We start from the raw sequence: 12201 nt of genomic DNA on the forward strand, positions 1-12201 counted from the left end.
GAGTGCGCTCATGTTGAGTTCGGCCCTATCGCCCGCATTCGCGGGGTCTGGCCCCATCAAGATCGTGCTGGCCGAGGAGGCCGATCTGCTCGAACCCTGCATGGCCACGCGCTCGAACATCGGCCGCGTCATCATGCAGAACGTCAGCGAAACGCTGACCGAACTCGACGTTCGCGGCGACAAGGGCGTCATGCCGCGCCTGGCCGAAAAATGGGAGCAGAACGAAGACAGCAGCTGGCGCTTTCACCTGCGCAAGGGCGTCAAGTTCTCCGACGGCACGACCTTTGACGCCAAGGACGTCAAGCACAGCTTCGATCGCATCATGAGCGACAAGAACACCTGTGAATCGCGCCGTTATTTCGGCGGCATCACGGTGACCCCGACGGTCGTCGACGGCTACACGATCGATTTCAAGGCCGATCCGGTTCAGCCGATCCTGCCGTTGCTGATGTCTCTCGTCACGATCGTGCCGGAGGAAACCCCGCTTGAGTTCGTGCGCGAACCGGTCGGCACCGGTCCGTACAAGCTGACCAACTGGACCCCGGGCCAGCAGATCGTGCTGACCAGCCGTGACGACTATTGGGGCGCAAAGCCGGAAGTGACGGAAGCCACCTATCTGTTCCGCGCCGACCCGTCGGTGCGCGCGGCCATGGTGCAGACCGGTGAAGCCGACCTTTCGCCGTCGATCTCGCAACTCGACGCCACAAATCCGGCAACGGACTTTTCCTACCTCGACAGCGAAACCGTCTACCTGCGTATCGATCACAACATAGAGCCGCTGAACGACGTTCGTGTCCGCCGTGCGCTCAACATCGCCATCGACCGCCAGGCCTTCCTCGGCACCCTGGTTCCCGAAAGCGCGCTGCTTGCCACCGCGATCGTGCCGCCGCCGACGCTTGGCTGGAACCCCGACGTCAAGGTCTTCCCCTACGATCCGGAAGGCGCCAAGAAGCTGCTTGAGGAAGCCAAGGCCGATGGCGTCAAGGTCGACACGCCCATCACCATCATCGCCCGTTCGGCGAACTTTCCGAACGTGACCGAGATCATGGAAGCCATTCAGGCGCAGCTTGAGGAAGTGGGCTTCAAGGTCGAGCTGAAATTCGTCGAGGTCGCCGAGCACGAGCAGTACTACTCAAAGCCCTTCAAGGAAGGTCGTGGTCCGCAGATCGTTGCCGCCATGCACGACAATTCCAAGGGCGATCCGTCGTTCTCGATGTTCTTCAAATACGCAACCGAAGGCACCCAGTCCGGCTTCTCCGATCCGAAGGTCGACGACCTGATCAAGCGTGCGTCGGCTGCCGTCGGTGACGAGCGCGCCAAGCTCTGGTCGGAGCTGATCGCCTATCTGCACGACGACGTGGTTGCCGACGTCCTGCTCTTCCACATGGTAGGCTTCTCCCGCGTATCCGAGCGGCTCGATTTCAAGCCGACGATGGCGACCAACGGGACCCTGCAGCTCTCGGAGATCAAGATCAAGTAATCTGCCCTGGCGAACGACAGGTTCGCCAGTCACAACAGCAATCAAGGCGGTGGGATGATCCCGCCGCCGGATTTCTTCGAGGGCGCCATGCTGAAATTCGTTCGAAAACGCGCCGTGGCCAGTCTGATCTCGCTCGTCGGGCTGCTCGTCATGGTCTTCTTCCTGTCGCGGTTGACGGGTGATCCGGCCGCCTTGTTCCTGCCGGTCGAGGCCTCCGCAGAGATGAAGGCGCAATTCCGCGAGCTGCATGGCTTGAACGATCCCATGCTGGTGCAGTTCGGACGCTATGTCGGCGACGTCGTCACCGGCGACTTCGGCGAATCCCTGCGCAAGGCTCGCCCTGCCTTGGATGTTGTGCTGGAGGCCTTTACCTGGACGCTCTGGCTTGCCGTCATCACCATGACGCTGGTCGCCGGCGCTGCGATCGTCGTCGGCTCGCTTGCCGCCTTCCGTGCCGGCGGCTTCTTCGATCGGCTCTCCTCGCTGATCTCGCTGGTGGGCGCTTCCGTTCCCGATTTCTGGATCGCCATCGTCGCGATCGTCGTCTTTTCGGTCAACCTCGCCTGGCTGCCGACGTCAGGCACGGGGTCGCTGCTGCATTGGATCCTGCCGATCTCGGTTCTGTTCATCCGCCCTTTCGGCATCATCGTACAGGTGGTGCGCGGCTCGATGATCGGGGCGCTTTCTTCGGCCTATGTGAAGACGGCGCGCGCCAAGGGCGTCAAATCCGGGCCGATCATCTTCGTGCATGCGCTGCGTAACGCCATGCTGCCGGTCATTACCGTCATCGGCGACCAGGCCGCGAGCCTTCTGAACGGCGCGGTGATCGTCGAAACCATCTTCGGCTTTCCGGGCGTCGGCAAGCTGATGATCGATTCCATCCTGCAGCGCGATTTCAACGTCGTGCTTGCCGCCATCCTCGTCACGGCGCTGGCGATCTTCCTCATGAACCTGCTGATCGATCTGGCTTACGCGCTGCTCGATCCGCGCATCCGGCATTGAGGAGGGGACCATGACCCTGCAGACCGCCGATCCCGTCATCGCCGAAGAGCCGCGCTTTGCGACCCGCATGTTCCGCATGCTGCTTGCCGACAAGTTCGCGCTTTGCGCTGCGATCTTCCTGCTTTTCGTTCTTATCCTCGCAATCATCGGGCCGACCTGGCTCGGCGATCTCGCGACCAAGCAGAACCTTCGAGGCCGCAACGCCGTTCCCTTCGACTGGGAGCGCGGCTGGGTCTGGTGGATGGGCGCCGATGCCCTCGGGCGGCCGCTGCTTGCCCGCATCATCGTCGCCACCCAGAATACGCTGATGGTGGCCGCCGGTGCCGTCGCGCTTTCGGCAACCGTCGGCACCATCCTCGGCCTGGTTGCCGGCTTCTCCTCGCCGCGCGTCAATCAGATCATCATGCGGCTCGCCGACGTCATCATGTCGTTCCCGTCGCTGCTGATCGCCGTCATTGTTCTCTACATTCTCGGCTCGTCTGTCCTGAACCTCATGCTGGTGCTGGCAATCACCCGCATCCCGGTCTACCTCAGAACCACACGCGCCGAAGTGCTGGAAATCCGTGAACGCATGTTCGTGCAGGCGGCGCGCGTCATGGGCGCATCGAGTAAGCGCATCGTCTTTCGCCACATCCTGCCCGTGGTGCTGCCGACGCTGACGACGCTTGCGACCCTCGACTTCGCCTATGTGATGCTGGCCGAAAGCGCGCTTTCGTTCCTCGGGATCGGCATCCAGCCGCCGGAAATCACCTGGGGCCTGATGATCTCGCAGGGACGCCAGTACCTCACCAACGCATGGTGGCTTTCTTTCTGGCCGGGCCTTGCGATCATCCTTACCACCATGTCGCTGAACCTCTTGTCGAACTGGCTGCGCATCGCGCTCGATCCGGTGCAGCGCTGGCGTCTCGAAATGAAAGGTCGCAAGAATGGCTGACCATCTCCTCGAAGTCCGCGACCTGTCGGTCGAGTTCCACACCGCGGTTGGCGTCGTGAAAGCGGTCCGCAACATCTCCTACCATCTCGACCGTGGCGAGACGCTTGCAATTCTCGGAGAGAGCGGATCCGGCAAGTCGGTCTCCTCCTCGGCGATCATGAACCTGATCGACATGCCGCCGGGGCGCATCAGCTCGGGCGAGATCCTGCTCGATGGCGTCGACCTTCTGAAAATGCCGGCGCAGGAAAGGCGCAAGGTCAACGGGCGCCGCATCGCGATGATCTTCCAGGACCCGCTGAGCCATCTCAACCCGGTCTATACCGTCGGCTGGCAGATCCGCGAGGCGCTGACCACCCACGGAACGGATGCGACGAAGGCCGCTTCCGAGGCGTTACGACTTTTGACCCGGGTCGGCATCCCCGACCCCGAACGCTCCCTGGACAAGTACCCGCACGAATTCTCCGGCGGTCAGCGCCAGCGCGTCATGATCGCCATGGCATTGGCGCTCAGACCAGACCTGTTGATCGCCGATGAGCCGACGACGGCGCTCGACGTTACCGTGCAGGCCGAGGTGCTCGCCCTGCTCGACGAGTTGCAGCGGGAGACTGGCATGGCAGTCCTCATCATCACTCACGACCTCGGTGTGGTCGCAGAGATCGCCGACCGCGTGGTGGTGATGGAAAAAGGCGTCCTGGTCGAAGCGGGCACTGTGCGCGAGGTCTACAAGAACCCGCAGCATCCCTATACCAAGAAGCTGATTGCGGCTGCCCCCGGCAAGGGTGCAATGCATGCGCCGGCCGCCCGCGCCGAGCCTGTCCTTTCCGTTCGCGACGTGCGCAAGCGTTATGGCGCCTTCGAGGCGCTGAAGGGGCTGTCCTTCGATCTCATGCCCGGCGAGACCATGGCCGTTGTCGGAGAGAGCGGCTCGGGCAAGTCGACGCTGGCGCGCATCCTGCTTCGCCTCGATGAGCCGGATAGCGGCAGTGCTCTGTGGAAGGGCCGTGACCTCTTCACGATGTCGCCTGCGGAACTCTACAAGCTGCGCCGCGACCTGCAGATGGTTTTCCAGGATCCGACGCAATCGCTCAACCCGCGCATGACCGTCTACCAGCTCATCTCGGAGGCCTGGGTCATCCATCCGGATATCCTGCCCAAGGCGAAATGGCGCGAGCGCGTCGCCGAACTTCTGGTGCAGGTTGGTCTCGGTCCGGAACACATGGGCCGATACCCGCATCAGTTTTCCGGCGGCCAGCGCCAGCGTATCGCCATTGCCCGCGCACTCGCACTCGAGCCGCAGCTCATCATCTGCGACGAGGCGGTCTCGGCACTTGACGTTTCGGTGCAGGCGCAGGTGATCGCGCTGCTCGACCGGCTGCGCAAGGAAATGGGCATCGCCTTCATCTTCATCGCCCACGACCTGCCGGTGGTGCGCGACTTTGCCGACCACGTCATGGTCATGCAGAAGGGCAACATCGTCGAGCTCGGCACGGTGCGCGAGGTGTTCGAGACGCCGCAACAGGATTACACGCGCGCGCTGCTCGCCGCCGGACTCGATCCCGATCCCGATGTCCAGGCAGCCCACCGCGCCGCCCGCCTTCAGCGCGCCTCGTGAGGCGTCGTCCATTGAGAGGAATACCCGCATGACCAAGAAAGCTTTCGTCGCCCTCGTAACCTGCTTCAACGAGGACGAAACCATCAACTACCAGGCGACGCGCGCCCAGGTCCGCCGCCAGGTCGCAGCCGGCAACAATATCATGTGCGCCGGAACCAACGGCGACTTCTCCGCGCTGACCTTTGAGGAAAAGGTGCGGCTGACGGAAGAGGTGGTCGACGAAGTCGGCGGTCGCGTCAAGGTGATCGTCAATGCCGGCATGCCGGCCACCTTCGAGACCGTCAAGCTCGCCCGCGAATTCGACCGGATCGGCGTCGACGGCATTGCGGTGATCACGCCGTTCTTCATCGCCTGCACCCAGGATGGCCTTATCCGCCATTTCTCGACCGTCGCCGATGCCGTGAAGACGCCCGTCTACCTCTACGATATTCCGGCCCGCACGCAGAACCATATCGAGCCCGACACGGCGCGCACGCTTGCCGGCCACGGCAACATTGCCGGCATCAAGGATTCCGGTGGCGCAAAGGAGACGTTGGAGGCCTATCTGCAGGTCGCCAAGGAGGTCGACGGTTTCGAAGTCTATTCCGGCCCTGACCACCTCGTGCTCTGGGCGTTGCAGAATGGTGCGGCCGGTTGCATCTCGGGCCTCGGAAACGCCATGCCGGATGTGCTCGCGGGCATCTTGAAGGCCTTCAATGCCGGCGATATCGTCGAAGCGCAGAAGCAGCAGGCAACCTTTGCCGCCTTTCGGACCGACCTCTATGCACTCGGCTTTGCCCCGGCGATGGTCAAGCGCGCGCTCTACCTTCAGGACGTATCCGTCGGCGCAAGCCGCCAGCCAGCTCTTCTGCCCAACAGGGAGCAGGACGAACAGATCGCCGAAATCCTGAAACGCTACCGCCTTCTCTAGCGGCTCTTCAACAGGCAGGCGAATTTGATTCGCACGACGCGGCACCTCCCCGTACCGCGTCGACGTCGGTGCGCCACGTTGCCGGTCGCCGCTCGGGGTGATCGTTTCATGAAACGGATGCGGGCTCGGACCCCTCTTGGGTGATGTTCGTCGCTTCACACACGCGATCGGCGGCCCGCTGGAGTCCATTCAGCGGCCGTTTTGCGGAGGCGTCTCCGTCTGCTTTTTGCTGACCATTCGCGCCCGATCGGCCGGCCTGGCGAAGTGCCTGGCCGATAAAAACGATTAGGGAAAACTAAAAAGCGACAAGAATGGACGGATTCGCGGCAAAGCGTACTGGACAGTACTCTCAAGGTTTGCTTGTTCTGCTGTCGCATTGTTGAGGGACAAGGCATTGCCTAGTCGGCAGGAGAGGACAGACAAGCATGGCGATTAAAATTGGCGCGCCGCGGGAGGTCACCGCAAGCGAGGCGCGCGTGGCGCTGACACCTGACAGCGCGGTGCAACTTGCGAAACTTGGCTATAGCAGCATCATCGAAACGGGTGCTGGTGTTGCGGCTGGCTTTTCCGACGATTCCTATCGCGCCGCGGGCGTCGAGGTGGCGCCGTCGGCAGAGGCGCTGTGGGGTTCGGCCGATGTGGTCGTCAAGGTACGGCCGCCTGAGCCGAGTGAAGTCGCGCACCTGTCTGCGGACAAGACGCTGATCTCGTTCTTCTATCCCGGCCAGAATGCCGAACTGCTGGAGCTTGCCAAGGCGAAGGGCGCCAACGTCATCGCCATGGACATGGTGCCGCGCATCAGCCGCGCCCAGAAGATGGATGCGCTGTCGTCGATGGCCAATATCGCCGGCTATCGCGCGGTGATCGAGGCCGGCAACAATTTCGGCCGCTTCTTCACCGGCCAGGTAACGGCCGCCGGCAAGGTGCCGCCGGCAAAGGTCCTGGTGATCGGTGCCGGCGTCGCCGGTCTTGCCGCGATCGGCGTCGCCACCTCGCTCGGCGCCCAGACCTATGCCTTTGACGTGCGTCCAGAGGTCGCCGAACAGATCGAAAGCATGGGCGCCGAATTCGTCTATCTCGATTTCGCCGATGGTGAGGGGGGCAGTCAGCAGGACGGCGCTGCTACCGGCGGCTATGCGGCTCCCTCTTCGCCGGAGTTCCGCGAGAAGCAGCTTGCCAAGTTCCGCGAGCTTGCGCCGCAGATCGATATCGTCATCACCACGGCGCTGATCCCCGGTCGCGACGCGCCGAAACTCTGGCTTGCCGACATGGTGGCCGCAATGAAGCCGGGATCGGTGGTGGTCGACCTTGCCGCAGAGCGCGGCGGCAACTGCGATCTGACGGTTGCCGACCAGCGGATCGTCTCCGACAACGGCGTCGTCGTCATCGGCTATACCGATTTCCCGAGCCGCATGGCCGCGCAGGCGTCCACGCTCTATGCCACCAATATCCGCCATATGCTGACCGACCTGACGCCGGGCAAGGATGGCAAGCTCGTCCACAATATGGAGGACGACGTCATCCGTGGCGCGACCGTCACCTTCGAAGGCGCGATCACCTACCCGCCGCCACCGCCGAAGATCGCCGCGATCGCGGCGCAGAAACCCAAGGAGAAAGTGAAGGAACCGACGCCGGAGGTAAAGCGCGCCACCGAGGCCGCAGCCTTCAAGGCCCAGACGAAGAGCCAGCTGACGCTTCTCGCCGTCGGCACAGCGCTGCTGCTTTTGGTCGGCGCCTTTGCGCCGCCGGCCTTCATGAGCCACTTCGTCGTCTTCGTGCTCGCCTGCTTTGTCGGTTTCCAGGTCATCTGGAACGTCTCGCACTCGCTGCACACCCCGCTGATGGCCGTTACCAACGCGGTATCGGGCATCGTCATTCTCGGCGCGCTGCTGCAGATCGGGTCAGGCAACTGGCTGGTGGTGCTGCTTGCGGCGCTGTCGGTGTTGATCGCCACGATCAACATCGTCGGCGGCTTCCTCGTCACACGGCGCATGCTCGCCATGTTCCAGAAATCCTGATCGGGCAGGGGTAGACATTATGATGATCGGTATCGTATCGGCCGCCTACATCGCGGCAGCCGTCCTCTTCATCCTCTCGCTCGGCGGGCTTTCGGGTCAGGAAAGCGCCAAGCGCGCCGTCTGGTACGGTATGACGGGCATGGCACTCGCCATTGTCGCCACGGTCTTCGGACCCGATGTCGGCAACTGGTTCATCATCGTCCTGATGATTGCCGGCGGCGCCGTGCTCGGCCACTTCGTTGCCTCCCGCGTCCAGATGACCGAGATGCCGCAGCTTGTTGCGGCCCTCCATTCCTTCGTCGGTCTCGCCGCCGTGTTCATCGGCTTCAACGCCCATATCGAGGCGGCTGATGTCGCCGGCCTCGATGCGGCGGCCCGCTCTGCATTGACCGGCTTTGCCGCGATCCTTGCGCACAAGGAACCGGTGGAACTGTCGATCATGAAGGTCGAGGTCTTCCTCGGCGTCTTCATCGGCGCCGTCACCTTCACCGGCTCCGTCATCGCCTTCGGCAAGCTTGCCGGCAAGGTCGACGGCAAGGCAAAGAAGCTGCCCGGCGGTCACCTGCTCAACGCCGGTGCTGCTCTTCTCTCGCTCGTGCTGCTGGTGCTCTACGTCAATGGTGCCGGCACCTGGACGCTGCTTGTCATGACGCTCGCCGCCTTCTTCATCGGCTATCACCTGATCATGGGCATCGGCGGCGCCGACATGCCGGTGGTGGTGTCGATGCTGAACAGCTATTCCGGCTGGGCTGCCGCCGCGATCGGTTTCACGCTCGGCAACGACCTTCTGATCGTCACCGGTGCGCTGGTCGGCTCCTCGGGTGCGATCCTCTCCTACATCATGTGCAAGGCGATGAACCGCTCGTTCCTGTCGGTCATTCTCGGTGGTTTCGGCGCCACCACGGGGCCGGCGATGGAAATCACTGGCGAGCAGATCGCCATTGATGCCGATGGTGTGGCCGCTGCCCTCAACGACGCCGACAGCGTCATCATCGTGCCGGGCTACGGCATGGCGGTGGCGCAGGCGCAGCAGTCGGTCTCCGAGCTTACCCGCAAGCTGCGGGCGGCCGGCAAGAACGTCCGCTTCGCCATTCATCCGGTCGCCGGCCGTCTGCCGGGCCACATGAACGTACTCTTGGCCGAGGCGAAGGTTCCTTACGACATCGTGCTCGAGATGGACGAGATCAACGAGGACTTCCACGAAACCGATGTCGTCATCGTCATCGGCTCAAACGACATCGTCAATCCGGCCGCCCAGGAAGACCCGAACTCGCCGATCGCCGGCATGCCGGTGCTCGAAGTCTGGAAGGCCAAGCAGGTGTTCGTCTCCAAGCGCGGCCAGGGTACCGGTTACTCCGGCATCGAGAACCCGCTGTTCTACAAGGACAACACCCGCATGTTCTACGGAGACGCCAAGAAGAGCATCGACCAGCTGCTGCCGGCACTGGCGTGACGACACCCTGAAACGGAAACTCACCGCCCTTCATACCGGGGCGGTGAGTTCAAATCCGTTGATGAAAGACTGGCGCGGTGTAGCCGCCGGCGCTTGGGTCGCCTCGCAATGGCCGTGCAACGCTGTTGCGCCCGCCGGCGTCGCCCTAGGCGCCGAAAATGCCGGATAGGTCGGGTTTGACGACCATCAGCGCTATGATCAGGGCGAAAAGTAAGATCGATGCCAGGCGGCCGCACAGGGCGCGCTTGTTTCGAAGAAGCGCTCGGACTTCGATTGTGTCGATCGCGCCTTGAAGGGCTGGTTGCACCTGTGCCTCCCATGGCCGTACGAACCTGCTTTCGACAACCATCAAGGTGGCGATCAGGGTGAATGACACCAGTAGCCAGGGTGTCGATAGCGGCCACGCGCCCAAGACGATGAGCCCAATGCCTCCGGCAATCCCTATGCCCGTGAGCAGGCCCGCAATCCGGTTGGCGGTCAGCGCCAATTTCGCAGCGCCGGCTTGCCCTCGCCAAGCAGCAATGAAAAGCAGCTCCCGTGCTGCAAACAGCAGAAATGCCGTGCCCATGGCCGCGGCATGAATCATCACGACGTGTGCGTACATCTTCCTGTTACCTTGGTCCGGGGCTTCGAGAAGCGGTTGCTTGACCGCTCGTTTGGCATTCGATGTCGATGCGAGGCTGGTTGTCGGAACGGCCGCGTGCAGACAAATTGTGAGCGATTGCTCGCAAAAATCTACTCGCGTTCGGGAAGCTGTCTCGGCGCGCGCTACCCCTCCAAATTTCGCCGGCAATTCACGCAGTTGGCCGCAGGCGTTCACGGAGCGGCGTCACGCTACCAAGACCCTGCTCGCATCTTGGATGTCTGGACCCGGAGGACGTTACTTCAGGTAGCGTGTGATCAGCGTCGTCACTTCGTTGATGAAGGCGTCGACGTTTCCATCGTTTAGCTTATCTGGACTGCCGACGACCGCGCCGTGCGTCAGCGCTTCCGTGCAACTGACGCAGATGTAAGCGGCCAGGTCCAGATCCACCGGCCGCAGTTCTGCCTTGTGCAATTCGAGATACGCCCTGATCAGCCCGTAGAACTCTCTGTCAAAGCCGTCGATCGTGCCAATCCGTCCCGCACGTGGCGTTTCCTCGATCAGCACCCGATGAAGGTCTGGGTTCACACGATGCGCATTGATCATCGCCTTGACCAGTTCGCGCACTGCATTGTCGAGCGGTAGCGTCGCCACCTTTGCGAGGGTACCCCGCAAGACATCGACCATCTCGCCCTTGTGCCGTTCGATGACGGCAACGACGAGCGCTTCCTTGCTCGGAAAATATTGATAGAGGGAGCCGATGCTGACGCCGGCCTCCTCGGCAATGCGATTTGTGTTCGCGCGTTCAAATCCTTCCTTGATCAGGACACGCGCCGTCGCTTCCACCAGCGCCTCGATCATCGCTCGCGAGCGTTGCTGCGAAGCGGCCTTTCGGGGCGTCAGGAGAGCTTTCTTATCCATTCGGCTTTGATCCGGTCGCGGCGGCTCACTTTCAGTTGGCGATCGATAGCGACTGACGCGGCGTTTCCATCGGCGAGAAGCCGAAGCGCTTCTTGTAGCAGGTGGCAAAATACTGGCTCGATGAAAAGCCGCAATCAAAGGCGATATTGGTGACCGAATGCGCGCCGCTTTCGAGAAGCTGCCGTGCGGCGTTGAGCCGGAGCGTCTGGAGGTAGCGGACCGGCGTCATGTTGGTCAGCACCTGGCAATGCTGCGAAAATTGCGTGCGGGAAAGATTACACTCTGCCGCCATGTTCTCGAGCGTCCACTCCTCGTCGAGCGCGTGACGCAGCCGTTTCAAAAAGATCTCGACCGTGCGTTTCGAGCTTGCGAGAGCAAGATCCAGCACCGGTGCCTGGCTTTCCAGCATCTGGCGGAATTGCAGTAGCATCATCGAAATCAAAAGGCGCAGATGTGCTTCGCCACCGTCGATATCGCCGCCTGCCACCACCTCGTGGATATCGAGGAAGGTGCGGACGACCTCGCGCGAGGCGTTGTAGGAAATCTGTTCGTTCTTCGACAGAAGTTCGCTCAGGCGCTTTCGGTCGCGCTCGGGCCAGCCGATCCAGTCGGGCCACAGCCAGGTTTCGTGCGGGCGGCGCACGCCCATATCCATGAGCACCCAGATGATGTGGCTGGCGCCGACATTGGGATCGCCGAGCGCGTGCAACTGCCAGGGTCGCACGACGAACATCTGGCCTTCCTTGATCGTCGTCCTGCGGCCATCCATGGTGATCGTCAATGAGCCGCGCGCCAGATAGGCGATCTTGACCCCTTCGTTGCAATGTTCGCGCAGGCCCCAATCCTGCGGGGTCGTCGCATCCCAACCGCCGACGGAGCAGACCTGCGGCAGCGCCGCGCCGAGATCGATGCCGGGATAGCCGCGCCGCGTCCAGGCGTTGAGCGACACCTGGCCCGCAAGCGAGGCCTTCATCAGGTCCTGGCAGTTGCCGGCATAGAGCAGGGCGCCCGGCTCGCGGAAGACCGCAGGCCGATTGACGGCCCGTTCGTTGCTGCTCCTCGTCATGCTGCTCCCCCGCAGATGTATAAAATTTACCAGTCGTCTATTTCGAACGCCGGCAGCGATTTATTGCGCAATGCTTGGGCATCATCAAGCGACATTTTAAAGGCGCTGGTGATTTGCTGTTGAAACTCAATGGCATGGAGGGGAATTGGGAGGATTTTGCCGGTGCGGATAGGCTTCCACACGGACGCGTTCAACTCGGCCTATTGGTCGTTTGAAAAATGC

The 12201-nt window shown here is 62.3% G+C and carries 11 protein-coding genes; 7 read left to right on the plus strand and 4 right to left on the minus strand.

From position 1 onward, the window contains the following. The first annotated feature begins 10 nt into the window (after nt 1–10). The 7 genes from IB267_RS20075 to IB267_RS20105 all read left to right on the plus strand — a co-directional run bounded on the left by IB267_RS20075 (nt 11) and on the right by IB267_RS20105 (nt 9409). Nucleotides 11–1480, plus strand: a complete 1470-nt coding sequence (locus IB267_RS20075; protein ID WP_210335944.1) for an ABC transporter substrate-binding protein — start codon at nt 11–13, stop codon at nt 1478–1480. Nucleotides 1481–1567: 87 nt separating this feature from the next. Beyond that, nucleotides 1568–2482, plus strand: coding sequence for an ABC transporter permease (locus tag IB267_RS20080; protein WP_034796335.1), 915 nt, complete (start codon nt 1568–1570; stop codon nt 2480–2482). A gap of 10 nt (nt 2483–2492) precedes the next feature. Next, entirely contained in the window at nt 2493–3416 is a 924-nt protein-coding gene (locus IB267_RS20085) for an ABC transporter permease (RefSeq protein WP_043612372.1), read from the plus strand. Continuing rightward, nucleotides 3409–5028 (plus strand): ABC transporter ATP-binding protein, encoded by a 1620-nt coding sequence (locus tag IB267_RS20090; RefSeq protein ID WP_192449159.1) that lies wholly within the window; start codon nt 3409–3411, stop codon nt 5026–5028. Before IB267_RS20085 ends, IB267_RS20090 begins: the two co-directional genes overlap by 8 nt. Nucleotides 5029–5056: 28 nt before the next feature. Further along, nucleotides 5057–5938 carry a dihydrodipicolinate synthase family protein gene (locus IB267_RS20095; RefSeq protein WP_192449160.1) on the plus strand — a complete coding sequence of 294 codons (882 nt, stop codon included), beginning with the start codon at nt 5057–5059 and terminating at the stop codon, nt 5936–5938. Nucleotides 5939–6369: 431 nt separating this feature from the next. Next, on the plus strand, nt 6370–7956 hold the full coding sequence (locus tag IB267_RS20100; RefSeq protein WP_192449307.1) for a Re/Si-specific NAD(P)(+) transhydrogenase subunit alpha: 1587 nt from the start codon (nt 6370–6372) through the stop codon (nt 7954–7956). A 19-nt stretch (nt 7957–7975) separates the two neighbouring features. Next, nucleotides 7976–9409 (plus strand): NAD(P)(+) transhydrogenase (Re/Si-specific) subunit beta, encoded by a 1434-nt coding sequence (locus IB267_RS20105; protein ID WP_192449161.1) that lies wholly within the window; start codon nt 7976–7978, stop codon nt 9407–9409. A gap of 145 nt (nt 9410–9554) precedes the next feature. Here the strand turns inward: IB267_RS20105 and IB267_RS20110 are convergent, their stop codons facing one another. The 4 genes from IB267_RS20110 to IB267_RS20125 all read right to left on the minus strand — a co-directional run bounded on the left by IB267_RS20110 (nt 9555) and on the right by IB267_RS20125 (nt 12161). Further along, the gene (locus IB267_RS20110; protein ID WP_192449162.1) at nt 9555–10013 is read right to left on the minus strand and encodes a hypothetical protein; all 459 of its coding nucleotides are present in this window, start codon (nt 10011–10013) and stop codon (nt 9555–9557) included. 276 nt (nt 10014–10289) lie between these two features. Next, on the minus strand, nt 10290–10853 hold the full coding sequence (locus tag IB267_RS20115) for a TetR/AcrR family transcriptional regulator (protein ID WP_246810721.1): 564 nt from the start codon (nt 10851–10853) through the stop codon (nt 10290–10292). A gap of 91 nt (nt 10854–10944) precedes the next feature. Beyond that, nucleotides 10945–11979 (minus strand): AraC family transcriptional regulator, encoded by a 1035-nt coding sequence (locus IB267_RS20120; RefSeq protein WP_192449164.1) that lies wholly within the window; start codon nt 11977–11979, stop codon nt 10945–10947. A gap of 26 nt (nt 11980–12005) precedes the next feature. Beyond that, complete coding sequence (locus IB267_RS20125) at nt 12006–12161, minus strand: hypothetical protein (RefSeq protein WP_192449165.1); 156 nt, start codon at nt 12159–12161, stop codon at nt 12006–12008. Nucleotides 12162–12201: the final 40 nt, after the last annotated feature.

Origin of the sequence: Ensifer sp. ENS09, from assembly GCF_014852425.1 — a bacterium.
In the GTDB taxonomy this organism is placed as follows: domain Bacteria; phylum Pseudomonadota; class Alphaproteobacteria; order Rhizobiales; family Rhizobiaceae; genus Ensifer.